We start from the raw sequence: 26,830 nt of genomic DNA, 5'->3' as shown, positions 1-26,830 counted from the left end.
ACATCTCATCCGGCTTTAGAAAACATGCCGCTCGCTTAAACGAACGGCATGCAGATTTTTGCTATTGCTGTGTGACCTGTAATTTTTCAATTTCAGGGCTGCCTAGCAGTTTCGGATCGGGAATGATGTCCTTGTCCTCGCGCACTTTGGCAACGTCTTTAGCCGTAATTTCAGGGGCTTTATTCCCCCAACTGGTACGAATAAAGTTGACCACATCAGCCACCTGCTGATCGTTCAAGCGCCAGCCAAATGCAGGCATCGTGATCGAGGATGGAGCCCCTTTCACGCCCGGTAGCGTATTCCCGGTTAATACTACATGGATAAGCGAAGTAGCATCATCGGTCATCACCACCGGATTGCCGCGCAGTTCAGGGAAGAAACGCGTGTAACCGCTACCGTCAGTTCGATGGCAAGCCGCGCAGTTATCAACATACACCGCCGCGCCTTTTTTACTGTCATCGCCCTTCCACAGCGCATTAGCGACGGTTTTGTCCTCTTTAAAGGCCTGCTGATCTTTATCTTTTGCCGGCAGCGACTTCAGATACCGCGCAATTGCCGTGGCGTCTTCTGGCGTTAAGTACTGCAAACTATGTTCAACGACATCGGTCATGCCGCCAAACACGGCGGTACGATCGTTTCGCCCTGTTCGCAGGAACTCAGTCAGATCTTTTTCACTCCAGCTGCCTAACCCATCTTTGTTATCGCCACGCAGATTTGAAGCAATCCAGCCATCAATCGGTGCACTGCCGGAAAGGTAAACATCGCCTTCGGCATTGTTAAGCGCTTTCTCCTGCATGGTGATACTGCGTGGCGTATGGCAAGCACCGCAGTGCCCTAAACCCTCCACCAGATAGCGACCACGCGCCAGTACGGGATCTTCACCCTGTGCGGGTTTGAAATCCTGCACATCTGGCGCAAACATCCCGCGCCAAATCGACAATGGCCAGCGCATCGACAACGGCCAAGGAATATCGCTATCTTTGTTTGCCTGATCGACAGGTTTCACACCCTGCATGAAATACGCATAAAGCGCGCGCATGTCCGGTTCAGTCACCACGGCATAAGAAGGATATGGCATCGCCGGATATAGCGTACTGCCGTTCTTCGCCACGCCATGGCGCACCGCTTGGTCAAAATCCTCAAAAGAGTATTCACCAATGCCGTGCTTCTTATCTGGCGTGATGTTGGTACTGTAAATCGTGCCGATTGGCGTTGCCATCGGTAGCCCACCTGCAAACGGGGTTCCGCCTTTGCTGGTATGGCAGGCCACGCAGTCTCCGGCGCGAGCCAGATATTCACCGCGTTTAATCAAATCTGCGCCGCTCATTTCCTGAGCCAATGCGCTGAGACTAAACGCACCAAATACCAGCACTGAGAGTATTTTTTTCATGTTCTGGTTTCCTTAAGCCTGCACCAACGGTCCTGGATTTTTCAAATACTGTTCGCGAATGGCACGAGCAGACCAGTAAGTCAGAGCCGCCAAGGTTCCGGTCGGGTTATAGCCCAAGCCCTGCGGGAATGCCGATGCTCCCGGTACAAATACGTTTGGCACATCCCAACTTTGCAAATAGCGGTTAATGGCGCTGGTTTTCGGATCGTCGCCCATAATCGCCCCACCGTTCATATGCGTGGTTTGGTAGACGGTGGTATCGAAATGCGTCCCTTCACTTTTAGGCGCACCGCTAATCACCGTTGGGTTCATGGCCTCGGCGATTTTATGCATACGTCCATGCATAAACTGCGACATTTTGATGTCATTTTCCTGCCAGTCGAACGTCATGCGCAGCAGTGGTTGACCATAAACATCTTTGTAATTAGGGTCTAAATCCAAATAGTTAGCACGATAAGACTGGTGCGCGCCATGCGCATCCATAGAGACATGATGCGGATAAACATCAGCGACTTCGGCTTTCCATTTGCTTCCCCACGCTGGAGTTCCTGGGCGAGTTGGCAAACCTGAAATCGGTTTAGTCCCCGCTTGGTTCACCCAGAACGGCGATCCGCCGACGAAACCATATTTGGCGTGATCAAAGTTATCAGCGTTAAAGTCATCCACGCCGACACCTGCACCACCGGCACCAATGAAGGTATTAGTGAAAATATCTTTATTGAAGAAAGCCTTGATGGTTGAAATATTCTGGTACACAAAGTTACGGCCTACCACCCCTTCATTAGTAATTGGGTTGTAAGGCTGGCCAATGCCAGACAGCAGCATCAGATGCACGTTATGGAACTGGAATGCAGCCAAAATAACCAAATCAGCAGGTTGCTCAACCTGACGTCCTTGCGCATCCACATAGGTCACACCGGTGGCGCGCTTTTTATCATCGGTCAGATTAACGCGCAGCACATGTGAGTTGGTACGCAGCTCGAATTTAGGCTCTTGGCGTAAAGCTGGCCACACGTTAACGTTTGGAGAAGCTTTGGAGTACATGTAGCACGCATAACCACTACAGAATCCGCAGAAGTTACATGGCCCCATCTGAGCGCCATAGGTATTGGTGTACGGGCCTGAGGTGTTCGCCGAAGGCAGGTCATAAGGATGATAGCCCACAGACTCCGCGGCTTGAGCAAACATCTGTGCAGAGAAGGTGCGTTTCTGAGCCGGTAACGGGAAATTGTCAGAGCGATCTGGCGCAAACGGGTTTCCCCCTTTGCCCTGACCAATCACTTTCCCCTTCACGCTCCACGGCGTGCCTGACGTACCAAAGACTTTCTCAGCCTTATCAAAATACGGCTCAAGCTCTTCATAGGTAACGCCGAAATCTTGAATCGTCATCCCTTCAGGAATGAAATTTTTGCCATAGCGTTCTTCATAATGGCTGCGCATGCGCAATTCCATCGGGTCGATACGGAAATGCACCCCAGACCAGTGCAGACCCGCCCCACCGGTACCCGTTCCCGGTAAAAATGCCGCTAACTGGCGATAAGGCAACGCAGTTTGAGAGACGTTATGGCGAATGGTTACGGTGCTTTTGGATAAATCCTGAAATAGCTTGCGACGCGTGTTATAGGTTAGTTCATCAATCACCTGTGGATAGGCGCCATCAGGATAGGTATCACGATGCGGCCCACGCTCCAGTACAACCACATTTAAACCGGCTTCAGTGAGCTCTTTCGCCATAATGGAACCCGCCCAACCGAATCCCACCACTACCGCATCGACTTTCTTCATTGTATTCGCCATGATTTATCCTCTTTCTCCGCGAATAGACACCGGAGGGAACGGATAACGTTCACCGCGCTCTACCCAGTCCATAAAATCTGCACGTGCGCCGGGGAAGTTAATTAGCGTCCAGCCGACCATGCCTTGGTTACCGCCATGGATGGGATCGCTAAAGAAACCTTCACGGGTATTTTGCAGTAAGAAAGAGAAGAAGATCTTGGCTGGAACCTGAGTAAATTCCGCTTTTCCACCTTCCATTTGGCTTAACAGATCGTCTTGTTTGTCTTGCGGTAATTCAGCAAAGATTTTGCCCGCCTGTTTTTTAGCGTAATCATTGGCTTCGGCTACGCCTAAGCGATAAATCTGCTGCGGCGTTAACGGTAGCTGATAGCCAAAGTCATGTTCCGCATCAGGGTTGAATGGCCCCTGCATATACCACTGCGAACCTGTGGCATAGGGGGTATTCATTTGGCGATCGATGAATTCAGGCACGCCCGCTTCTAGCGCGCCGGGGCCGCGATCGTCATTCGGGATCAGGCGTGCAGCGGCCGCTTGCACAAACGCATATTCTTCAGGAGTAAAAAAGGTAGGAGTGTAATCACGTGCCGTATGTTTTTCCGGCGTTTTAGGTTCGGCTGCATGCGCAACCATCGGAGCAGCCAGTGAGCCAATACCTGTTCCACCGATAGCCACTGCGGGTACTAATGTTATTGTTTTTAGAAGGAAATCTCTTCTTGAGCTTCCAGATTTTTCATTTGCCATGACATTGCCTATCTACAAAATGTTATCAGTTATTTAACACCATTTCCTTGCTGAATGTGTTGTTATGAAACATTTGTTTACGTTACGCTACGTTTGGAAATGGCAGTTTTGGCGTGAATAAAACGAATTGTTACGGGTAACTTACTGATTAGGGAGGAAAACAAGCGGTAGACGTTTATAACTATGTAAGTGTGACGGATCGCACAAAATGTTGATTATTTGATTAAATAACCCACCATAAATCTAACAATTTTGCATACAACTCAAAAAACGATCGTCTTAGTGACCTAAGCCGCGATCGATACCAATAAGCAGCAACCTCACTCCCAAAGTGAATTAGTCATACTTATCATCCCGCAACATATCTGTCTTTCGCCCAATAACAGCATAGTTGAAATATTAATAAGCGTTGCGGCTTATCCCGGTGATGCTATTTAACGGCTAAGCTCGCGTTAACGACTAAGTTCGCGGCCACCTTCGTAAATCAGGCGTAACGCAAACGCCCCGACAACGGCACCGATCACTTTGCTAATTACGCGTTGGATGCGGGAATAACCACGGCGTACCACCGAGAGAGAAAAAGCCTGACTGAGGAAAATACGCCAAATGACCGAACTCATCACAATGCCAAACCACGTTAATAACTTAGCCCAAGTCGGCGTTTCAGCGCTCAGCGTTACTGAGAAAATACTGATAAAAAACAGCACAGTTTGTGGGTTAGAAAGATCGGTAATCAGTCCACGGCGGAAAAATACCGCACCTTCGCCGGGAACCAGCGTATGCAACGCGCCAATTTGTATATCATTTTGATTTTTGACGACGCCGTAAGCGTACCAAAGCAGATAAACACCACCTGCTATTTTGATGATTGAAAACAGGCTTTCAAACTGGGTCATCAAGGCCACCATGCCAAATAGGCCAAGACCAGAATAAATGGCATCGCCCAGCGCTACGCCTAATCCTGTATGCACACCCGCGCGCCGCCCAGAAGATAGGCTCGTCTGAACCACCACAAAAAGGTTCGCTCCCGGATTAAAAAAGGTCAGAACAAACAACCCAACAGTGACCCAAACCGCATGTAATGGTTCCATTATTCTTCCCAGGTTCGTTAACGTTAGTAGCATTATGGTTAGTGGCATTATGAGAAGCTATTCATCGTAGCAACGTGCGCCAACTCACTGTTTATAAACAACACGTAATAGGATTTATTTTATCCTTGTGAGCACTCAGTTTTGCTCCCCTTTTCTTCCCATCACGAGGCAAACTGGCTACAGTGATCTCCTCACTGCCAGCCTCACTCATTGGATTCATCCCTATGCTATTACACCAACGCTCAATAACATCGACAGAACAGGCTAACGCGCCGTTTCTCAATCTTGATAATCAACAACTTGAGCAGCTTGATAACATTAAATTGAATGAAGGGCTGACAGGTCTTAGCGTCTATAACAACCAGCTACGCGACTATCCCGAGCAAATTGACAGCTTAACTAAGCTACAGGTGCTCAATATATCCTGTAATCAGATCCCACATATTCCTGACTCTATTGGGCAGCTTCGCGCGCTGGAAATGCTCGATCTCGGGCATAATAAATTATCTGAATTGCCCAGCACGCTTGGACAGCTAACTGAATTGGTCTATCTCTATTTGAGCAATAACCAACTCAACGATATTCCAGCAACGTTGTCAGCACTACATAACCTGCGTTACCTGAATATCACTGATAACCACCTCACCACCATTCCAGAAACCGTTTTTTCCATGTACGCCTTGGAAGAGCTGCGCTTATACAATAATAAAATATCGTTGTTTGCTGAAAAGATAGGGGAGCTGACAAATCTCAAAGAACTGCATTTAATGAACAATCATCTCAGCCAGTTCCCAGACCAAATCAATCAGCTCACCCAGCTACGCGTGCTAGATATATCGGGTAACCGCATTAAATCGATTCCGGATGCCTTAACGCAATTAAGCCGTTTACAAGATCTTAATTTCAGATTCAATAATCTGTCTGAATTACCAGAAAGTATTGCCGCTCTTACCCAGCTACAAACGCTGGATCTGCGAGCAAATAATCTCACCTCATTGCCAGACAGTATCTACACGCTCAAGAATCTTAAACGACTCGATCTGCGTTGGAATTCATTTGGCCACTATCCGGCACAGCTGGCTCAGCTCGAAGAAAACGGCTGTCTGATTCATATCTAGTTTAGTTAGTCATTATCAACTGTGCGGACAAATAACAGATGTCGCTTAAGATTACGGTTTTGCTAGAAAATCACACCCGTCACGCGGATTTAAACAGCGGCGTAGGATTAAGTTTATGGCTGGATGATGGCGAACAGCGGGTCCTATTTGATACGGGGCAAGATCGGCGTTTTTGTCATAACGCGCAACGTTTAGGAATAGATTTAAGCACTGTTTCTTCCGTGGTGCTTTCACACGGGCATTACGATCACTTTGGTGGGCTTCCTTATCTGATTCCCTACACTCCACACAAGCCTAAGGTCATATGTCACCCCGATGTATTCCTCACGCGCTATGCGGGGGGCTTTATCGGTTCTCGTGCCATCAAAATTAAAAAAATATCCCCTGAAAATAACAAAACGCAATTACAAACCCATTTCCCCTTTCAGCTTTCACGCCAACCGGTAAACATTGGTACGCGCTTTATTTTTGCCGGAGAAATCCCCCGCAGCAATCCCGATAAACGCTTCGGCTTAATTGAAAATGATACCGGTTATGAAACTGACTATGTCAGAGATGATAGCTGTTTAATCTGGCGTGGAAGCCAAGGTTTAGTGATTATTGTTGGCTGCTCACATTCAGGCATCTGCGATATCATTGACTATGCCAAGCAGATCGCCGGAGTAGAAAAAGTTAGCGCCGTTATCGGCGGTCTACATTTACGCAGCGCAGGTTTGCCTGAAATGCTCCGCACCCGACGCTATTTCCAATAGCAAAAAATCAACCTCATTTATGGCTGCCACTGTACCGGTGGTTGGGGTCGCTTATGGTTAAATGCTCAGCCGTTTAATACCGGCGATATCCTTAGCCTAGAGTAGCCATCAAAAGACCTCGATTTGCCCTATCTATATTACACAGATATAATTCGCACCTAATCTAAAGAGAATTTGTCTCTTGGTATCGAGTGAATTTCATGGTTTGTACCTACTTCAAAAAATCCGTCACCAGACGCAGCTCCGCGCAATCGAAAGATGAAGCGTTGTTCGGAGCCTAATCAGCAGCCATCCGCTGCTTAAACTCTTCATCAGCTAGCTCGTTATCGGTCGTTTAGTTACGTCGCTTTTTGCTAGCTGAAACTAAGGGTTTATGTCTCTCGCCACGCTTTATCTGTGGCCTTGATGTTGCAAAACATCCGTGACGGATTGTTGAAATAGACAATCTTTAAGCCGGGCCGCCAACAGTGCGAACCGGCTTTTTTATTGAAAAAACTTGAGTATCAATACCATGACGCAACAACTTCATTGGAAAAAGGACATTGCCCTTTTCCTCTCAGCCCAAACAGTGACTCTGCTTGGTTCATCCATCGTGCAATACGCCATTATTTGGTACATCACGCTGACTACGTCTTCAGGGCTGATGATCACCATTTCGACGCTATGCGGTTTTTTACCTCAGCTCATTATTTCGCTGTTTGCCGGTGTATGGGTAGACCGCTATAACCGCAAGTATGTCAGCATGATTTCAGACGCGGCTATTACGCTAGTGACGCTGCTACTGGCCGTTTCATTTATCTTAGGATACAAGCCGCTATGGCTGATCTTTGCCGTATTGGCCGTTCGTTCCTTTGGTACGGGAATTCAAACGCCTACGGTAAATGCGATCATTCCTCAGTTAGTTCCCAAAGACCGTTTGATAAAAATAAATGGAATAAACAGCACCTTAAGCTCGTTGAATATGCTAATTGCACCGGCGGCCAGTGGCGTTCTGTATGCTTATTTCTCCATCGAAAAAATCTTCTTCGCCGACGTCATTACCGCCGCGATTGGCTTAGTGTTGATGTCGATGTTAAAGATCACCAAGCTCACAAACGACAATCTTGACGGTCAATCGACAATCAAGGCTATCGGTGAAGGTTTTCGCTACCTGCGACAAAACCCGTTTATCCGTTATCTGATTATGTTCTTGATTGTCATGATGATCTTGATAAGCCCCGCGGCATTTATGACGCCCCTGATGGTCAGCCGTTCGTTTGGCCCAGAGGCATGGCGGTTAGCTATCAATGAAATGGCGTTTAGCAGCGGCGCTATTGCAGGCGGGATATTGATTGCGATGTGGGGAGGATTTACCAATCGCCTACGCACCACCTTATTCGCTGGCGGCGCCTATGGCTTTTTCATGATCGCACTGGGCTGCGCGCCTCTATTCAGCATTTATCTGGTTTTTAATTTCCTGATAGGGATCACTATGCCGTGCTTTAACGCGCCGGTGACTTCTCTTCTACAAGAGAAAGTGATACCCGAAATGCACGGTAGAATTTTCAGCTTGGTGCAGGTTGCCAACTGCTGCGCTTTGCCGCTGGGTATGGTGCTATTCGGCCCGCTTGCCGATCATTTCCGCATCCAACATTTGCTGGTTATCGCCGGAGTATTAGTGCTTCTTCTCTGTGTTCAGCTCTTCGTGAAAAGGAAATTAGCTGAATAATCAACCAAATCTCAGCAGGGGTTCGCCCCTGCTATATTCCTCGGCCAACAAGCCGAAGACCCAGTCATCATGCCATTTCCCCTGCAGAAAATAATTTTGTCTCAAACAGCCTTCCTGCTGAAAGCCGCTGCGTATTAGCAATCCCCGCGATGCCTCATTACCTGACGTCACCACCGCCTTTAGCTTGTGATAACCACATTGTGAAAACGCAAAATGAATCAGCGCGGTGAGAGACTCTTTGCCATAGCCTTTACGCTGAAACTGTGGGCTGATGATAAAACCAACTTCGGCCATACGATGTGGCATCCATTCAGAAACAAAGCCGGTTAATCCCACTCGCTGACCAGAGTCTCGATCAATCATGACTAAGCACAACCATTGGGGCAGTTCATTACGCCATTCAGGTAAGCGGCAATCGAAAGCAGCCAAAATCTGCTGCTCCGTTTGCGTGTCGGCAATCAGCGCCATAGCTTGCTCATCACGGTAAAGATCGCTGAAAAACGTCCAGTCTGATTCATTTATTTGCCGCATGATGAGTCTTTGAGTTTCGAGCATTACCATCTATGTATCCTTAAAAATCGGTCAAGATTTCTGACAACATCACGACGAATTTATCTAGCCTAAGCACCCGTCATGATAAAAACTAGAGGCAAAATAAATTCCCGTGTAAAATCTCAGCCGTTTTTCTTCTTTGAACATTTTGTGAGCGTAATATATGCACCAACCGCGTATTGGTTTTGTGTCTCTGGGCTGCCCGAAAAACCTAGTGGACTCCGAACGTATTCTGACCGAACTGCGCACCGAAGGTTATGATGTAGTCCCCCGCTACGACGACGCCGAACTCGTAATCGTGAACACCTGCGGTTTTATCGACAGCGCCGTGCAAGAATCGTTAGAGGCTATCGGTGAAGCGCTCAACGAAAATGGCAAAGTGATTGTTACCGGCTGCTTAGGGGCAAAAGAGAACCAGATCCGCGAAGTTCACCCTAAAGTTTTGGAAATCACGGGGCCACACAGCTACGAAGCCGTGCTTGAACACGTACACCAGTATGTGCCGAAACCAACGCATAATCCGTTTACCAGTTTGGTGCCAGAACAGGGTGTCAAACTCACGCCGAAACATTACGCTTACCTGAAAATTTCTGAAGGCTGTAATCATCGTTGCACGTTCTGCATCATTCCATCCATGCGCGGCGATCTGGACAGTCGTCCGATTGGTTCCGTATTGGATGAGGCAAAACGTTTGGTTGATGCGGGCGTCAAAGAACTGCTGGTTATCTCGCAGGATACCTCGGCCTACGGCGTTGACGTCAAACACCGCACCGGATTCTGGAACGGACAGCCGGTGAAAACCAGCATGATCGGCCTGTGCGAACAGCTTTCCTCACTTGGCGTTTGGGTTCGCTTGCACTACGTTTATCCCTATCCGCACGTTGATGACGTCATTCCATTGATGGCAGAAGGCAAAGTGTTGCCGTATCTGGATATCCCGCTTCAGCACGCCAGTCCAAAAATCCTTAAACTGATGAAGCGCCCTGGCGCAGTAGAACGCACCCTTGAGCGCATTAAACGCTGGCGCGAAATTTGCCCGCAGCTCACGTTGCGTTCAACATTTATCGTTGGATTCCCAGGCGAAACCGAAGAAGACTTCCAGATGCTGCTCGATTTCCTGACTGAAGCGAAACTCGACCGCGTTGGCTGTTTCAAATTCAGCCCAGTTGAAGGGGCTACCGCCAATGAATTGGCTGACCAAGTGCCGGAAGAAGTGAAGGAAGAACGTTTCCACCGCTTTATGCAGCTTCAGCAACAAATTTCAGCCCAGCGTCTGAAAGACAAAATTGGCCTAACCCTTCCCGTTATCATCGATGAAGTGGACGAAGAAGGCGCTATTGGCCGCAGCATGGCTGATGCACCTGAAATCGACGGCGCGGTCTATCTCAACGGCGAAACCACCTTGAAGATCGGCGACGTGGTTAACGTCACCATCGAAAACGTTGATGAATATGATATGTGGGGCAGCGTTAGCGCGTAATAACGACGTTCATTTCTGCAGTAAAAATCCACCTCTTGAAGAGGTGGCTTTAAATGGGGCCCCCTAAAAGGGGGCCTTGTTCGTTTTAATCCTGTAATAACGCCATTTGCTGTTCGTATTCTTGGTCTTTCTTATCCTGATGCCTCACGTAGCGCCTGATAATTTCTTCGTTCACTCCAACTGTGTCGGCAAAATATCCCCTCGCCCAAAAATGATTACCCCACAGCTTCTTTCGTATATGCGGAAACTTGTTGTAGAGACGAATAGCTGTGCGCCCTTTCAGGACGCCCATCAGCGTTGAGATCGAGAGTTTCGGTGGGATCATCACGACAAGATGAACATGGTCTGGCTGAACATTCAGTTCAAGTACCTCACAATCTTTCATATTGCAAAGTATATAAACTGAGCGATAAAGCTCTTTACCTACCGCCCCTGCTAAAACCTTGTAGCGATACTTTGGCGTCCACACCAAGTGATATTTGCAACGCCAGAATACATGTGCTGAACTTCTATAACTGCTCATGTCAGTGATTTCCTTCTTACTTGTGGTGAGTAAGCTGGAATTTTCTGGCATGGGCTTCCTTCAGGCTATAGCCTCACAGGGACAATCACCACCTCCCGAGGAGGTGGTTTAAAGCTGACAATAAAAAGCCTGTCATCTGACAGGCTTTTTTACTTTAAGCGCAAATCAATTCAATGGCATCAGCGTCGGATTTGTATATTGATATTCGAACCCTAATTCTTTGCTGATTAAACTGCCGTCCACCAATTTTCCCTGCGCAGGCTGATCTTCATCGGCAAACTGCGGTGGCTCCAATCCTAAAGCTCGCGCTAGAGGCGGATAAAACTCGGCCTTAGTCGGATGGATCGGCGCACACAGGTTATATACATGCCCACCCTGAGGCAGTTTGAGCAGCATTTGAATGGCCGCAATCACGTCATCTTGATGCACCAGATTCACGCCGCTGTTGGCGCCAGCAATACCGGTTTTTCCTGCAAGAAAACGGCCCGGATTACGCCCTGCGCCAACCAATCCCGCCAAGCGTAAAATGTCGACAGAGGTATTTGGCAAATCGTGCAGCCACGTTTCTAACTCAGCCAACGTGCGGCCAGCGCTGGTGCTCGGTTGCAGCTCAGATCGTTCGTTGACGGTACCAACGGCGTCGCCATAAACCGAGGTAGAGCTCAGGAAAATAATCCGTGGAATGTTATGTGCCAAAGCGCTATCCACCAAAAGCTGAACCGCATGCAGATAACGCTCCCCCTCTTCGGGTCTACGACTGGCTGGCAGCGTAATCACTAAAGCATCGGCATCGAGCAACTGTTCCAGATCGTCTTGCTCGCACTCAAGTTCAGGCGTCATCACCAACGGATAACATTCAATCCCGCTCATACGAGCGGCTTCAACGCCGTCGGACGTGGTTTTACTGCCAACGACCTGATAGCCGCGCCCCAGCAAAGATAGGGCCAACGGCATACCAACCCAACCAAGTCCTACTATTGATATTTTTTTCATTGCGGCCCTCTCAATACGCATGACCTGCGACCTAATCGCACCCTTTGTTCTGATGAATTATGCATGGAAAACAATTTATTCATATAAATCAGGCTACGCCACTCTCTCTGTTTATACAATTTCCACGCTATATCGTGCAGTAAAGTATTGTCAGTAATAATCAATCATGCTGGGTAAATGAAACAAAAACGAAATATTAAACTTTTCTCGCTCTGTGCCAGCTAGAGATAAAACAAAAAATGACCACAAAAAAGGGGTTGCCATCCCCCCTGCATTTGGTTTAGGTTAATTTACAGTTAACGCAGACAATCGTGTCTGCCAAATTATTGGATTACAAAAAATGCTTACTCGCGTTCAGTTCAGCCACCATCATCACCATCATCCTGACTAGTCTGACAGGCCGATGAGTGCTGGAAGACGGTTAACAATCTTCCAGTGGCGCAGAACGCAAAAGAGAGCCCTCGGAAGATTATCTTCCGAGGGCTTTTTTGTTGCCCGAAGATTAGTAAATAACATCACAGAATTTATAAAATATTAAGGGAAGCCACATGTTAGACAAAACTCGTTTACGTATCGCCATGCAAAAATCCGGTCGCCTGAGCGAAGACTCTCAAGAACTTCTGGCACGCTGCGGCATTAAAATTAATCTACAGCAGCAACGCTTGATCGCATTCGCTGAAAACATGCCTATCGATATTCTGCGCGTTCGCGATGACGATATCCCCGGATTGGTGATGGATGGCGTTGTTGATTTGGGCATCATTGGCGAGAACGTTTTGGAAGAAGAGCTGTTGAGCCGCCGCGCTCAGGGCGAAGATCCGCGCTACTTCACGCTGCGTCGCTTGGATTTCGGCAGCTGTCGTTTATCACTGGCGATGCCGTTAGACGTTCCTTACGACGGCCCGCAGTGTTTACAAGATTCCCGCATCGCGACCTCCTACCCACACCTGCTTAAGCAATACCTCGATAAACAAAATATCCGCTTTAAATCATGCTTGCTGAACGGCTCGGTGGAAGTCGCGCCGCGCGCTGGCCTTTCCGACGCGATCTGCGATTTGGTCTCTACTGGTGCAACGCTTGAAGCCAACGGTCTACGCGAAGTCGAAGTGATTTATCGCTCCAAGGCCTGCCTGATCCAGCGCGATGGCGAAATGCCAGCCGCTAAACAAGAACTTATCGACAAACTGATGACCCGCATTCAAGGCGTAATTCAAGCTCGCGAATCTAAGTACATCATGCTGCACGCGCCAAGCGACAAGCTGGAACAAATTATTCAGCTGTTGCCGGGGGCTGAACGTCCAACATTACTGCCGCTGGCTGGTGACCAAAACCGCGTCGCCATGCACATGGTGAGCAGCGAAACCCTGTTCTGGGAAACCATGGAAAAACTGAAATCTCTGGGTGCTAGCTCGATTCTGGTTCTGCCAATCGAAAAAATGATGGAGTAATAGCGATGATTGCTGCTGATAAGAAAACCAACTTTAACAACATCACTTTCTGGAACGAATGCGATGCGCAGCAGCAACGAGCGCTATTGCAACGTCCAGCGGTCGCCGCGTCTGACTCGATTAGCGCCAGCGTAGCCGATATTCTGCTACAGGTTAAATCCGGCGGCGATGCCGCTTTGCGTGAGCTAAGTGCCAAATTCGATAAAGTCGATATCACCACGTTGCGCGTCAGCATGCGTGATATCGATCAAGCGGCCTCTCGTCTAGGCGAAGAGATCAAAGCGGCGATGCAACAAGCTGCCAAGAATATCGAAAAATTCCACGTCGCCCAAATCTTGCCTGCGGTTGATATCGAAACCCAGCCCGGCGTACGTTGCCAGCAGGTCACCCGCCCACTGGCATCAGTCGGTTTATACATTCCGGGTGGTACCGCGCCGTTGCTGTCCACCGTATTGATGCTCGGTATTCCGGCGCGCGTCGCAGGCTGTCAGCGCGTAGTGTTGTGTTCGCCACCGCCGATTGCCGATGAAATCCTTTATGCCGCATCGCTATGTGGCATCACCGAAGTGTTCCAGGTCGGCGGCGCTCAGGCTATTGCAGCACTGGCTTTCGGCAGTGAATCAATCCCTAAAGTGGATAAAATTTTTGGGCCGGGCAATGCTTACGTCACCGAAGCTAAACGTCAGGTAAGCCAAACCATCGACGGCGCAGCCATCGACATGCCTGCAGGTCCTTCTGAGGTTCTGGTCATTGCCGATGAAAAAGCGACTCCGGCATTTATCGCCGCTGATTTGCTATCTCAAGCAGAACACGGCCCTGACTCACAGGTAATTTTACTCACGCCCGATGCTGAAATTGCCAAACGCGTCGCCGTTGAAGTGGAAGCGCAGCTGGCAACCCTGTCACGTGCCGACATCGCACGTCAGGCGCTGGATTCAAGCCGTTTAATTGTCACTTCGTCATTAGCGGAGTGCATCAACATCAGCAATCGTTATGGCCCTGAGCACTTGATTATCCAGACACGCGAGCCGCGCCAGTGGATCGACCAAATCACCAGCGCAGGTTCCGTATTCCTTGGCGACTGGTCGCCCGAATCTGCGGGTGATTACGCATCTGGAACTAACCACGTGCTACCAACCTACGGCTACACCGCAACCTACTCCAGCCTCGGTTTAGCTGATTTTCAAAAACGCATGACCGTTCAACAAATTAGCGCCGATGGCCTACTCGGCCTAGCGCCGGTGATTGAAGCGATGGCAGCGGCAGAGTTGCTGACCGCCCACAAAAATGCCGTCACCCTGCGCGTTGCTGCGCTCCAGTCTCAGCAGAAGGAGAAAAACTAATGAGCTCCAGCATTGAAGAATTGGCCCGCGCCAACGTGCGCAAATTAGTCCCTTATCAATCTGCTCGCCGTCTGGGCGGTAAAGGCGACGTGTGGTTAAACGCCAACGAATATCCGATTGGCACGGCTTATCAGCTCAGCGCCGATACCTTTAACCGCTATCCAGAATGTCAGCCACAGGCCGTGATTAATAACTACGCGTCCTACGCGGGTGTCAACGCCGATCAGGTGTTAGTCAGCCGTGGCGCGGATGAAGGCATTGAACTGCTGATCCGTGCATTCTGTGAGCCGGGTCAGGATGCGGTACTTTATTGCCCGCCGACATACGGTATGTATGGTGTAAGCGCTGAAACCTTTGGCGTTGAACGCCGCACGGTTGCACTTCGTGAAGACTGGCAGTTGGATTTACCGACCATTGAACAAAATCTGGCTGACGTGAAGCTGATTTACGTCTGCAGCCCGAATAATCCAACCGGCAACTTGCTTAGCCCGACTGATTTACGCCAGTTACTAGAACTCACCGCAGGAAAAGCCATTGTGGCGGTTGATGAGGCCTATATCGAATTCGCGCCGCATGCTTCGCTGGTGCCTTGGCTGGCTGAGTTTCCGCACATGGTCGTATTGCGTACCCTCTCTAAAGCATTTGCTTTGGCGGGTTTGCGCTGTGGCTTCACGCTCGGCAGCCCTGAAATGATCACCCTGCTGTTGAAAGTGATCGCGCCTTATCCTCTTTCAACGCCGGTTGCCGATATCGCCGCGCAGGCGCTCTCTCCAGACGGTGTGGCAGCCATGCGCCAGCGGGTGCAAACCATTCTGGAAAACCGCGCGCTGCTGGTAAAAGCCCTAACCGAATGCGACTGCGTCGAGGCCGTTTATCCCGGCGAAGGCAACTATTTAGTCTTTCGCTGTTCTGCCGCCGCGGCGGTGTTTAAATCGCTCTGGGATCAAGGCATTATCTTACGAGATCAAAGCAAACAACCTAGTCTGTCTAACTGCTTAAGGATCACCATAGGCACACAGGCAGAAAACAACCAAGTGATTGCAGCCCTGCGCGCTTTTCCCAATGCCGTAGCTGCTAAAGAATTCAGCAAGGAGGCCGTGTGAGCCAGAAGTTTCTTTTTATCGACCGTGATGGAACCTTAATTAGCGAGCCACCGGTGGATTTTCAGGTCGACCGCATGGACAAATTGGCGTTTGAACCCGCTGTTATCCCTGCTCTACTGAAGCTACAGCAGGCCGGTTATCGTCTGGTGATGATCACCAATCAAGACGGCTTAGGCACAGCCAGTTTCCCGCAGGCCGATTTTGACGGCCCGCATAACTTGATGATGCAAATTTTCACCTCACAAGGCGTGGTCTTTGATGACGTGTTGATTTGTCCGCATCTGCCCGCCGACAACTGCACCTGCCGTAAGCCAAAAACCGAACTGGTGCAGTCATACCTGAATCCTGAAGTGATGGACTATGCAGCCTCACGCGTTATCGGTGACCGTGAAACAGACGTTCAACTGGCTGAAAATATGGGCATCACCGGCATTCGCTACAACGCCGAAAATAGCGGTTGGGATTACATCGCCGAAGAGTTGACTAAACGCGACCGCCACGCGCAGGTGAATCGCGTTACGCGTGAAACCGCAATCAACGTCGACGTGTGGCTCGATCGTGAAGGTGAAAGCCACATTCGTACCGGCGTCGGCTTCTTTGATCACATGCTCGATCAAATTGCTACTCACGGCGGCTTCCGCATGAACATCGAGGTGAAAGGCGATCTGTATATCGACGACCACCACACCGTGGAAGATACCGCGCTGGCATTGGGCGAAGCGTTGAAAAAAGCGCTGGGCGATAAACGCGGCATTTCCCGTTTTGGCTTTGTGCTGCCGATGGACGAATGCTTGGCGCGCTGCGCGCTGGACATTTCTGGCCGCCCTTATTTGGTTTATAAAGCCGAGTTTACCCACCAGCGAGTGGGCGACCTCAGCACCGAAATGGTTGAGCACTTTTTCCAATCTCTGGCCTATGCCATGGGGATCACGCTGCACTTGAAAACCAAAGGGAAAAACGATCACCACCGCGTAGAGAGCTTATTTAAAGTCTTTGGCCGCACGCTGCGTCAGGCCATTCGCGTTGAGGGCGATACCCTGCCAAGCTCGAAAGGGGTTTTATGATGGCCGACACTAACGTTGTGATTCTGGATACCGGCTGTGCCAACTTATCCTCGGTGAAATATGCAATTCAGCGGCTGGGCTATGAGCCAAAAATCAGCCGTGAACCCGACGTGGTCCTCACCGCTGATAAGCTATTCCTTCCCGGTGTGGGAACGTCACAAGCCGCGATGCAACAGCTGCGCGAGCGTAATCTGATTGAGCTGATCAAAGCCTGTACTCAGCCAGTTTTGGGGATCTGCCTCGGTATGCAACTGCTGGCTAGCCGCAGCGATGAAGGCAATACTGACACATTAGGCATCATCGATACTCCTGTTGAAACGATGAAAGACTATGGATTGCCACTGCCACACATGGGCTGGAACCAAGTCTCAGCCCTCGCCGGTCATCGCCTGTTCCAAGGGCTTGAAGACGGTGCCTATTTCTATTTTGTGCACGGTTATGCCTATCCCGTGTGCGAAAATACCATCGCGCAAGCGAACTATGGCGCGCCCTTTAGCGCGGCGGTGCAAAAAGATAATTTCTTCGGTGTGCAATTCCATCCTGAGCGTTCCGGCGCAGCCGGTGCTCAGCTGTTAAAAAACTTTCTGGAATTGTCACTTTAAGGAGCAGCACGCCAATGATTATTCCCGCATTAGATCTTATCGACGGAAAAGTAGTGCGTCTGCATCAGGGCGATTACGGCCAGCAACGCGATTATGGCAATGACCCGCTACCGCGCCTGCAAGATTATCAGCAACAAGGCGGTGAAGTTCTGCACTTGGTTGATTTAACCGGAGCCAAAGATCCGGCAGCGCGCCAGATCCCATTACTGCGCAAGCTATTGGCCGGTGTATCCGTTCCCGTGCAGGTCGGTGGTGGCATTCGCAGTGAAGACGACGTAGCGGCGCTGATTGAAGCAGGCGCTTCACGCGTTGTCATCGGCTCCACGGCGGTGCGCCAGCCTGATGTCGTGAAACAGTGGTTTACCCGTTTTGGTGCCGATGCGCTGGTTCTGGCGCTCGACGTGCGCATCGCGGCTGACGGCAGAAAAAATATTGCGGTTAGCGGCTGGCAGGAAGATTCCGGCGTCACGCTTGAACAGATCGTTGACGAGTTTCTGCCTTATGGCCTCAAACATGTGCTCTGCACCGATATTTCACGCGATGGCACGCTTAGCGGCTCTAATGTGGCGCTGTATCAAGAAGTTTGTGCGCGTTATCCGCAGGTGGCGTTTCAGTCATCCGGCGGCATTGGTAGCCTAGAAGATATTGCCGCCCTGCGCGGCAGCGGCGTTCAAGGCGTTATTGTGGGGCGTGCCCTGCTGGAAGGAAAATTCACCGTGAAGGAGGCTATCGCATGTTGGCAAAACGCATAATTCCTTGTCTGGACGTGCGCGATGGCCAAGTGGTCAAAGGCGTTCAGTTTCGTAACCACGAAATTATCGGCGATATCGTGCCGCTCGCTCAACGCTATGCGCAGGAAGGTGCCGATGAGCTGGTGTTTTATGACATCACCGCGTCATCCGACGGTCGCGTCGTGGATAAAAGCTGGGTATCACGCGTGGCGGAAGTGATTGATATTCCGTTCTGCGTCGCAGGCGGGATCAAAAGCGTTGAAGATGCTTCGCAAATCTTAACCTTTGGCGCCGATAAAATTTCCATCAACTCCCCTGCGCTGGCCGATCCTGATTTAATTTCTCGCCTCGCCGACCGCTTCGGCGTGCAGTGCATCGTGGTGGGGATCGACACATGGTTTGATGTCGAAAGCGACAGCTATCAGGTGTATCAATTTACCGGTGACGAACAACGCACCAAAGCCACCACGTGGCAAACGGTTGATTGGGTTAAAGAAGTGCAAAAACGGGGTGCCGGTGAGATCGTGTTAAACATGATGAACCAAGACGGCGTGCGCAACGGCTACGATCTGCGCCAGCTAAAATTGATCCGCGACGTATGTCATGTGCCGCTAATCGCCTCCGGTGGTGCCGGTACACCAGAGCACTTCCTTGAAGCATTCCGCGACGCCGACGTTGATGGCGCGCTGGCGGCCTCGGTGTTCCACAAACAAATTATCAATATTGGCGATTTGAAACGTTATCTGTCGCAACAAGGTGTGGAGATCCGCTTGTGTTAAAAGAATCCTTTTTATCTGAACAGCAGAAAGAACAATTAGACTGGAACAAAGTTGATAACCTGATGCCTGCGATCGTTCAACATGCGGTATCCGGCGAAGTGCTCATGCTGGGCTATATGACGCCCGAAGCACTCGATGAAACCAATCGTAGCCGCCACGTAACGTTTTACTCGCGTACTAAGCAGCGCCTGTGGACCAAAGGTGAAAGCTCAGGCCACTTCCTTAGCGTTGTCAGCATCACCCCCGACTGCGATAACGATACGTTGCTGGTGCTGGCGGAGCCTCAGGGCCCAACCTGCCACAAAGGCACCAGCAGCTGTTTTTCTCCTGCAGCCTCCGACTGGGCATTTTTGTTCCAGTTAGAACAGTTACTTGCAGAGCGTAAAAATGCCGATCCGAAAAGCTCTTATACCGCGAGCCTGTACGCCAGCGGCACCAAACGAATCGCGCAGAAAGTGGGAGAAGAAGGCGTGGAAACCGCGCTAGCCGCCACGGTGCACGACCGCGACGAACTGGTGAATGAAGCTTCAGACTTGGTATATCACCTGATGGTATTGCTACAGGATCAAGATCTGGATCTTAGCGCAGTGATTAATAATCTGCGTCAACGGCATGAAAAATAGTCGCTGAGTTCAACCTCTCCCTATTTAACGTCACCCCTGATTTTGGGTGACGTTGAAACCTCTCCCTTACGTTTTAAATTCGATACTTATTAAATAAATCGCTATTTATTGTAATAACGCCTTTATTAGACTCAGCTAAAAAATACCAATCTATTGAGTTCCTTCCAGTTTATTTCAAATAAAAATTCTTCTTCTCACGATAATTAAATTAAATGATCGATAGCGATAATGTGTCTCAAAGAATCATTCATGGAAAAAATTCAACAATATCAATATATTGATCATCGATCACAATAAACAAAACATCAAATCTGTTTTAATAAAACATCGTTTCATAAAACAGAAGAGTGAATAACGGATGAAAATTAAAGGATTACGCTGGTGGATAATTGCGCTCGTTACCGTAGGGACAATTACCAACTATTTATCTCGCAGCGCGTTAGGTATTGCCGCGCCAACCTTAATTAAAGAACTCGGTATCAGTCAGCAACAATATTCATACGTAGTCAGTGCCTTTCAAGCAACCTACGCGCTGGCTGCGCCGGTGGTGGGATATGTCATCGACATCATCGGTGTGAAATGGGGCATTGCCATTTTTGCTATCGCTTGGTCTATCGCCAATATGGCTCATGGCACGGCAGGCGGCTGGCAGTCTCTCGCCTTTTGGCGAGGCACCATGGGCGTTACCGAATCTTCGGCGAATCCTGCTGGGATGAAAGTGGTGGCAGAATGGTTTCCCGCTAAAGAACGCGGCTTGGCCTGCGGGATCTACAGTATGGGAACCTCGCTCGGCGCGATGCTGGCACCTCCCTTGGTCGTCTGGGCCATACTCGAATATAACTGGGAAATGTCCTTTATTATTACCGGTGCGATTGGCCTTATTTGGGTTGCTCTATGGCTATTCTTTTATCAGTCGCCAGAAAAAAATCCGGCGTTGTCAGATGAAGAGCGCATTTTGATTGCCGATGGGCAGATTAAATCTACGGAGAAAATCCAGCGGGTTAAACTCAAAGACATGCTCACAAATCGTAATTTATGGGGCATTTCCCTACCGCGCTTTATGGCCGATCCCGCATGGGGAACATTGCATTATTGGATGCCGCTTTATTTAGTCACCGAACGTCATCTTGATATGGCCCACGTAGCGATGTTTACCTGGCTCCCTTTTTTAACGTCAGATTTAGGTTGCCTCTTTTCGGGAATAATGGCGCGTTATCTAAATAATCGCGGTATCAACATTATTAATTCACGCCGAATTACCTATACATTTGCCGCCTGTCTGATGGTCAGCATGGCCTTTATTTGTCACGTCGAAAATATCTATTTGGCCGTCGCGCTATTCTGCATTGCAGGTTTTGCACATCAATGCCTCTCTATTACCGTTATCACCATGTCTTCGGATCTATTTAATAAATCCGAAGTAGCTACGGCGACCGGCTTTGCTGCACTCAGCGGTGGTACGGGAAACTTTCTCTTCTCAATGTTCTTAGGCGCGTCCGTCGCGGTGATTGGCTACAACTTCTTTTTTGTCGGTTTAGGGTTTTTTGATCTTATTGGCGCTGCTTTCTTATGGACCTTAGTTAAAGAGAAAGAAGCCAATAAAACCTCACACAAAACTGCTTTTATATAAGGGAATATCATGAAAAAACCGATTATTTCTGTCATCAGTTTACTGATTGCAGCGACCCCACTCGTTTCTCATGCGCTCACCTTCGATGTGCGAGGTGGATACCGAGCAGGCAGCCACAGCTATGAGTCTCGCTTCAAAGTCAGCGAAAGCTGGAAAAATGGCTGGTGGGCCAGTATGGAAACCGATAATAAAAACAACAAAAATAATGGCAAAGGGCCTAACGGCGCTGATCAAAGCGATAGCGCACATTCGCTGGGAGATATAACCTCTGACTATAACGAAATAGAGACCAACTATACCTATAAATTAACCGATAAATGGAGCCTTCAGCCCGGGGGAATTTTACACTGGAGCAGTAAAGGCACTCAGCTTCGGCCTTATTTTCGAATTAATTACAAAATCACCCCAGACCTTAGCACTAGCCTACGCTATCGCTATGACTATAATGATTATGAAACGACAAATGATAACGGAGAATATCACCGTGATAGCGTTAATCGCTTAGATTTGTATCTCAGGTATAAAATAAATGATACGTGGAGCGTGCAATATCAAGGTACAGTTTATAAACATGCCAGCGATCAGTATGAATATAAAAATGGAAAAACCTGGTCGACGGAAAATGCCTTTTCATTACGTTATAAGTGGAATGATTGGTTTAGCCCATATATCGAATATGATTATTTAGATAGAACTGGATACTACGACGGCGAGGGAAATATTCCTGAATCACGTTATCGTATTGGTATGACATTTACCTTGTAACAAACACCAATTTTAAATAGGAAAAATGATGAAGATTAAATTACTCGTCAGCGTTATTTCATGCGTGTTATTTAGCTCTATTGCATTAAGCCATGCGGCCGAATCCCGCTATTTTACTTACTCGCCAGAAACATTAGCCACCAGCAAACAGCAGCTAAAACAACCCGCATCTGTGCTGCAGCCTGCTTTCGAACAACTTATCGCCGAGGCAAACAGCGCACTTAAACACGCCAATTACAGCGTCGTTGATAAGAGTCTTTCACCGGCATCGAATAATAAACACGACTACTACAGCTTTGGTACTTATTGGTGGCCTAATCCCAATACGCCTAATCACCTCCCCTATATTCGCCAAGATGGGAAAACGAATCCAGATACCAAAACTGACGCAACAGACAGTCAACGTATGGCGCATTTTGCCAACGACATGAAGCGCCTAGGGCTAGCTTATTACTTCACTGGCAAAATCGAATATGCACAAAAGGCTGCAGATCTCGCCACCGCATGGTTTGTCGCACCCAAAACCAAGATGAACCCCAGTTTGGCCTATGCACAGGCTATTCCCGGAATTGTAGATGGACGAGGGATAGGCATTATCGATAGTCGTGCTTTGATTGACGTTATGGATAGCATTGAGCTTATTCGCCCAGCAAATACGCTGAGCGAGAAAAATTATCAGGCTATTAAGCACTGGTATAAACAGTTTAACCAATGGCTATTAACCAGTGAAAATGGATTTGAAGAAAGTAACTGGCACAATAACCACGGCACATTTTTCGATACTCAAGTTGTTGCTTTTTCATTATTTACCGATCAGCCAGACCTCGCTCGCCGCCAGTTAAAAATTGCCCAACTGCGTCATTTAGCGGCTCAAATAGATAACAAGGGATTGCTCACCGAAGAAATAGAGAGAACACGCTCATGGCACTACACCAATTTCTCTCTTTCGGCTTTTATGCGCCTAGCGCGATATGGTGAACTAGCCGGTATAGATATGTGGCATTTCGATTTAGACGATCACAATCTTAAACAAGCTTTGCTTGTTGTGGCTCAACAAATCGACAACCCTAAGCCGTGGCCGTTCCCTGAATTAAAATTCGATGAAAACGAGGCCGTTGGCAATATTTTAGCCGCTGAAAGAGCCTACCCTGACGCTATTTTCAAAGAAAAAGCGGCTTATCTCGAGCAGAAAGATCCAAAAAACATCAATCTGTTGACCGTAAGTGCGTCGTTGGTGCCATAAAAGGAAGCGGTGAGAATGAAACAATTCAGTACCCTTGAAATCGCCATCATCCGCCAGCGCGCACAGCGCTGGCCTGAGTGGATTGATACATTGAATGCCGACAACGCCACGGTGTTAAATCATCCGTTAAAAGTACCGACCTCCGGAATTGCGACCTGGAACCACTACTATTATTGCCCTGAGCACGGAGTGCGACTTAATTGGGACTATCGCTATGAACACCATCATAACTGCCCAGTAGATAATAAAACCTTCAGCGGTGAGCCCTATGATGGCGCATGGTGGCGTTGGATGAATGGCTTAAATGCCAAGGCCTGCTACGAAGTCGGGTTATTATGGCAAGTCACCGAAAATGAATCCTATTTCCAGCGCGTTCGCGATCTATTGCTAACTTATGCCAGCTATTATCCCTACTATCAGGAGCATGGCGGCATTCCTTATAACGCTAACGGAAAAATGAATGCGCAGGCATTGTGTGAAGCCAATTGCTTGCTTGATTTTGTACGCGGCTACGATTTGATTTGCGATCATTTATCCACTGACGAACAAAATTTTATTCAGCAGCAATTATTACAGCCCGGCGCTGAATTCTTGATGCAGCAGCGACACGATCAAATTCATAACCATGAAGTGAAAATTAACAGTGCCATTGCCGTTATTGGGCTGGTTTTGGAGAAAGAGCCCTACCTTAACTTTGCTTTAAATACACGCTATGGCTTGCGCTATCAGCTAGAACATTCGCTAATTAATGGCAGCCTGTGGTTTGAAGGCTCGCTGCATTATCATCTGTATGCACTACAAGGTTTTTTTGCATTCGAGAAAATAGCTAAGGGAACGAAATACAGCTTATTAGATCTCCCCTACTATCCGCGAATGCTTCGTGTACCGTTGTCATTGCTAATGCCGAACGGCTGTTTCCCTCGTCTTAACGATTGCGTTTTTGGCCAAGAAAAACTTATCCATTCCGACATCTATGAGTTTGCCTACAGCTATTATGCTGATCCGGGTTATGTACAGGCATTGGATATTATTTATAGCCGGAAAAATCGCATCAACACCGATTTTATTCTGTATGGCAATGAGCATGCACCTCTGGGAAATGCCCTTCCTATCCAAACTTTCAATAACGATAGTCAGCTTGGCTTAACGTTATTTCAACAGCCAGAGACGCAAAGCACAGTACTGATAAAACATCTTCCCTACGGCGGAGAACACGATCACAGCGATAGTCTTAGCATTATTATTTTTCACCAAGGCAAAGAGCTGGTGAAAGATCTGGGGACGACAGGTTATGGCACCGACTTACATCGCGATTATTACAAGAAAACCGCGTCACATAGCACGCTGGCAATCAATCTCGCGAACCAGCCGCCGGTGAGTCCGGTGGTCAACGCCTATCTTAAAACCAATAAGTATCACTATATTGACGTGATAGTTGATTGGGCAAGCAAGGCTGAAACTCCCGACAGTTTTTACATAACAAATTGGGATGAGAAGGCTTACCAGCAGGTTAGCTTTAGACGCCGTGTAATGCTTATCGGTAACATCATTATTGATATTTCAACGATTCAAAATCCACACAGGCAATGCGCTGATTTAAATTGGATAATCAATGGCAGCTTAACGACTCCCGAGCAATACGATGATGCTCACAATGAAACGATGCTATGCCATGTGAAACCGAGTTGGGTAAAGTCGGGCAGCGACATGCAGAAAACGGTGGCGAAGACAACCGCTTCGACTGTCACTATTTATACCCAAATAATGCCCAAGTTGATGGCAGAGCAAAATTCAGCGCGAAATTTACTTATTGCCAGCAATGCACCAGATAATCCCAATACGCAAAACATTTGCCAACTCACGCTGCGTTCACATGAGTTAGAAATGACCTATTTAACCCTATTTGATTTAGATAACGGTCTGACGGGCGCTGAGTTTTCATTATGTGATAATAAGCACACTGGCAAACTCCGTCTCTGTATGCATACAGCCCAATACACCACTGAAATTTTGTTTAATGATGAGGGCTTTTACACTCCACCATTATTAATAAACGACAATATCATTAACCATTAATAAATATACATTTTAAAGATACAAGAAATTATTTTTTAGAACTATTCCTAGACCGTCATTCTGCTAAATCCAGAGTGACGGCTATTTTCAACTATTCTGCCAGCACCCACTCTTTAACCTCGTTAATTACAACTCTATTTTACCCTAGTTATTTTTAATTAAATGTTAAAAATTACTGTCTATCCTTCATTTCACTTCTCCGTAATATGCATTTTATGAACAGTTCATCGGCAGTGCACTCAACCGGTAGCATCGAACATTTAATATTAAGGGGACTGAAATGAATCAAACAGCGCGTATTTCTATCTATTTCGCCGTCGCTTCGGCATTAACAGTGACTTTATCTCCGGCCAGTTGGGCGGCGGATATTGGCGTAGGCCCTCAATACGACACCACCCACGTCTATGTCGAGCCGGGAAAAATGGATCCTTTCGTCGACAGTATCCTGAAAACTTTTGGTGGAAGCACGACCCAGCGCGTCTTAGCGGATGTCACCCCTACACCGAGCAAAACCTATTCTCAGCTGATCTTAACGCCATCCGGAAGCTTTTCCGTATTTGATTTCCAAACACCAGCGCCTTACCCGTTTGGCAATGAGCGTAACGGTTTCTTAGTCACCAATATGGATGCCGCGATAGCGAGCGCCAAAAAAGCCGGAGCCGACGTAATCGTAGAGCCATTTAACGATCCTATCGGACGTGACGCTGTTGTTCAGTGGCCAGGCGGCGTGAATATGCAGCTGTATTGGCATACCAAAGCACCTAACTATCAGCCACTAAGCTTTATTCCTGAAAACCGTATTTATCTTTCACGCTATCGCGTTGATGATTTTATTAAAAGCTATCAGAAATTCTCTAATGGCAAAGTCGTCGATGATTCACAGCAAAGCTCTACCGTGATAGGCGGTGAGAAAAATAGCGCTATTCGCGTGGTTAATTTGTCCTCGGCCTTCGGAAAAACCCGCATCTTTGTCACCGATGGACATTTGAACTATCCATTCGGGCAGGAACGTACCGGCTATGGCGTCGCTAATCTGAGTGAAACCCTCGGCAAAGCAACGGCCAGCGGTGCAAAAATACTATGGCAGTCGGTCGCAGGCGAAAAACGAGCTAGCGCCGTGGTGCAATTCCCTGGCGGCTATATTGCGGAAATCCATCAAGACACTAAATAATATTTATCTTATCGCGGTGTCAGCCTTGTTTGGCACCGCGACATCAGCAAGCGATCCCCATGCAACAGTCTAATAAACAACACTCTTATCAATTTCGATCTTATCGA

General features: G+C 48.3%; 25 protein-coding genes and 1 other annotated feature. Of the genes, 18 read left to right on the top strand and 7 right to left on the bottom strand.

All coding sequences use genetic code 11. The features are described from left to right. Positions 1–61 precede the first annotated feature (61 nt). From U0008_RS07365 to U0008_RS07350, 4 genes are all read right to left on the bottom strand, one after another. Positions 62–1,390: a c-type cytochrome gene (locus U0008_RS07365; protein ID WP_043492213.1), complete on the bottom strand. Its 1,329-nt coding sequence runs from the start codon at positions 1,388–1,390 to the stop codon at positions 62–64. Positions 1,391–1,402: 12 nt separating this feature from the next. Next, positions 1,403–3,187 carry a GMC family oxidoreductase gene (locus tag U0008_RS07360; RefSeq protein ID WP_043492210.1) on the bottom strand — a complete coding sequence of 595 codons (1,785 nt, stop codon included), beginning with the start codon at positions 3,185–3,187 and terminating at the stop codon, positions 1,403–1,405. Positions 3,188–3,190: 3 nt separating this feature from the next. Continuing rightward, positions 3,191–3,928: a gluconate 2-dehydrogenase subunit 3 family protein gene (locus tag U0008_RS07355; protein ID WP_043492207.1), complete on the bottom strand. Its 738-nt coding sequence runs from the start codon at positions 3,926–3,928 to the stop codon at positions 3,191–3,193. Between the two features lie 452 nt (positions 3,929–4,380). After that, positions 4,381–5,019, bottom strand: a complete 639-nt coding sequence (locus U0008_RS07350) for a homoserine/threonine efflux transporter (protein ID WP_040045850.1) — start codon at positions 5,017–5,019, stop codon at positions 4,381–4,383. A gap of 224 nt (positions 5,020–5,243) precedes the next feature. On the opposite strand from U0008_RS07350, the gene U0008_RS07345 reads away from it, so the two are divergent. The 3 genes from U0008_RS07345 to U0008_RS07335 all read left to right on the top strand — a co-directional run bounded on the left by U0008_RS07345 (position 5,244) and on the right by U0008_RS07335 (position 8,597). Next, the gene (locus U0008_RS07345; RefSeq protein WP_043492204.1) at positions 5,244–6,137 is read left to right on the top strand and encodes a leucine-rich repeat domain-containing protein; all 894 of its coding nucleotides are present in this window, start codon (positions 5,244–5,246) and stop codon (positions 6,135–6,137) included. 38 nt (positions 6,138–6,175) lie between these two features. After that, entirely contained in the window at positions 6,176–6,889 is a 714-nt protein-coding gene (locus tag U0008_RS07340) for an MBL fold metallo-hydrolase (RefSeq protein WP_226929993.1), read from the top strand. 511 nt (positions 6,890–7,400) lie between these two features. Then, complete coding sequence (locus U0008_RS07335; RefSeq protein WP_043492201.1) at positions 7,401–8,597, top strand: MFS transporter; 1,197 nt, start codon at positions 7,401–7,403, stop codon at positions 8,595–8,597. On the opposite strand, the gene U0008_RS07330 is transcribed toward U0008_RS07335, so the two are convergent. Beyond that, positions 8,598–9,128: a GNAT family N-acetyltransferase gene (locus U0008_RS07330; RefSeq protein ID WP_319022511.1), complete on the bottom strand. Its 531-nt coding sequence runs from the start codon at positions 9,126–9,128 to the stop codon at positions 8,598–8,600. It abuts the gene before it with no gap. 184 nt (positions 9,129–9,312) lie between these two features. Here U0008_RS07330 and rimO point away from each other — a divergent pair, with 184 nt between their 5' ends. Next, a complete protein-coding gene (rimO, locus tag U0008_RS07325) occupies positions 9,313–10,629 on the top strand; it encodes a 30S ribosomal protein S12 methylthiotransferase RimO (RefSeq protein WP_043492196.1) in 1,317 nt (438 codons plus the stop codon). Between the two features lie 85 nt (positions 10,630–10,714). On the opposite strand, the gene tnpA is transcribed toward rimO, so the two are convergent. Then, positions 10,715–11,152: an IS200/IS605 family transposase gene (gene tnpA / locus U0008_RS07320; protein WP_043495692.1), complete on the bottom strand. Its 438-nt coding sequence runs from the start codon at positions 11,150–11,152 to the stop codon at positions 10,715–10,717. A 165-nt stretch (positions 11,153–11,317) separates the two neighbouring features. Further along, complete coding sequence (locus tag U0008_RS07315; protein ID WP_043492178.1) at positions 11,318–12,145, bottom strand: SDR family oxidoreductase; 828 nt, start codon at positions 12,143–12,145, stop codon at positions 11,318–11,320. Positions 12,146–12,485: 340 nt separating this feature from the next. Here U0008_RS07315 and hisL point away from each other — a divergent pair, with 340 nt between their 5' ends. The 14 genes from hisL to U0008_RS07245 all read left to right on the top strand — a co-directional run bounded on the left by hisL (position 12,486) and on the right by U0008_RS07245 (position 26,723). Next, complete coding sequence (hisL, locus tag U0008_RS07310; protein WP_102961614.1) at positions 12,486–12,536, top strand: his operon leader peptide; 51 nt, start codon at positions 12,486–12,488, stop codon at positions 12,534–12,536. Beyond that, positions 12,512–12,637: a sequence feature (His leader region), on the top strand. (Overlaps the previous gene by 25 nt.) A 56-nt stretch (positions 12,638–12,693) precedes the next feature. Next, complete coding sequence (gene hisG / locus U0008_RS07305) at positions 12,694–13,593, top strand: ATP phosphoribosyltransferase (protein WP_004095958.1); 900 nt, start codon at positions 12,694–12,696, stop codon at positions 13,591–13,593. A gap of 5 nt (positions 13,594–13,598) precedes the next feature. Beyond that, entirely contained in the window at positions 13,599–14,936 is a 1,338-nt protein-coding gene (gene hisD, locus U0008_RS07300) for a histidinol dehydrogenase (RefSeq protein WP_043492176.1), read from the top strand. Continuing rightward, positions 14,936–16,039 carry a histidinol-phosphate transaminase gene (gene hisC, locus U0008_RS07295; protein ID WP_043492173.1) on the top strand — a complete coding sequence of 368 codons (1,104 nt, stop codon included), beginning with the start codon at positions 14,936–14,938 and terminating at the stop codon, positions 16,037–16,039. The genes hisD and hisC overlap by 1 nt, the downstream gene beginning before the upstream one ends. Next, positions 16,036–17,103: a bifunctional histidinol-phosphatase/imidazoleglycerol-phosphate dehydratase HisB gene (gene hisB, locus U0008_RS07290; protein WP_025800867.1), complete on the top strand. Its 1,068-nt coding sequence runs from the start codon at positions 16,036–16,038 to the stop codon at positions 17,101–17,103. The genes hisC and hisB overlap by 4 nt, the downstream gene beginning before the upstream one ends. Further along, positions 17,103–17,705 (top strand): imidazole glycerol phosphate synthase subunit HisH, encoded by a 603-nt coding sequence (gene hisH / locus U0008_RS07285; RefSeq protein WP_096386968.1) that lies wholly within the window; start codon positions 17,103–17,105, stop codon positions 17,703–17,705. Before hisB ends, hisH begins: the two co-directional genes overlap by 1 nt. Before the next feature lie 14 nt (positions 17,706–17,719). Next, positions 17,720–18,457 carry a 1-(5-phosphoribosyl)-5-[(5-phosphoribosylamino)methylideneamino]imidazole-4-carboxamide isomerase gene (gene hisA, locus U0008_RS07280; RefSeq protein WP_043492169.1) on the top strand — a complete coding sequence of 246 codons (738 nt, stop codon included), beginning with the start codon at positions 17,720–17,722 and terminating at the stop codon, positions 18,455–18,457. Continuing rightward, complete coding sequence (gene hisF, locus U0008_RS07275; protein ID WP_043492167.1) at positions 18,439–19,215, top strand: imidazole glycerol phosphate synthase subunit HisF; 777 nt, start codon at positions 18,439–18,441, stop codon at positions 19,213–19,215. Before hisA ends, hisF begins: the two co-directional genes overlap by 19 nt. Positions 19,216–19,277: 62 nt before the next feature. Further along, positions 19,278–19,838: a bifunctional phosphoribosyl-AMP cyclohydrolase/phosphoribosyl-ATP diphosphatase HisIE gene (gene hisIE / locus U0008_RS07270; protein WP_226930022.1), complete on the top strand. Its 561-nt coding sequence runs from the start codon at positions 19,278–19,280 to the stop codon at positions 19,836–19,838. A 358-nt stretch (positions 19,839–20,196) separates the two neighbouring features. Further along, entirely contained in the window at positions 20,197–21,468 is a 1,272-nt protein-coding gene (locus tag U0008_RS07265) for an MFS transporter (protein ID WP_043492162.1), read from the top strand. Positions 21,469–21,477: 9 nt separating this feature from the next. Then, a complete protein-coding gene (locus U0008_RS07260; protein ID WP_051874101.1) occupies positions 21,478–22,233 on the top strand; it encodes an oligogalacturonate-specific porin KdgM family protein in 756 nt (251 codons plus the stop codon). Between the two features lie 28 nt (positions 22,234–22,261). Continuing rightward, positions 22,262–23,476, top strand: a complete 1,215-nt coding sequence (locus U0008_RS07255) for an alginate lyase family protein (protein ID WP_043492157.1) — start codon at positions 22,262–22,264, stop codon at positions 23,474–23,476. Positions 23,477–23,491: 15 nt separating this feature from the next. Further along, entirely contained in the window at positions 23,492–25,552 is a 2,061-nt protein-coding gene (locus U0008_RS07250; protein ID WP_051874100.1) for a heparinase II/III domain-containing protein, read from the top strand. A 280-nt stretch (positions 25,553–25,832) separates the two neighbouring features. Then, the gene (locus U0008_RS07245) at positions 25,833–26,723 is read left to right on the top strand and encodes a VOC family protein (RefSeq protein ID WP_043492154.1); all 891 of its coding nucleotides are present in this window, start codon (positions 25,833–25,835) and stop codon (positions 26,721–26,723) included. The last annotated feature ends 107 nt before the right edge of the window (positions 26,724–26,830 follow it).

Source organism: Hafnia alvei (assembly GCF_034424155.1).
GTDB classification, from domain to species: domain Bacteria; phylum Pseudomonadota; class Gammaproteobacteria; order Enterobacterales; family Enterobacteriaceae; genus Hafnia; species Hafnia alvei.
This window is presented reverse-complemented; position numbering and strand designations above follow the sequence as displayed.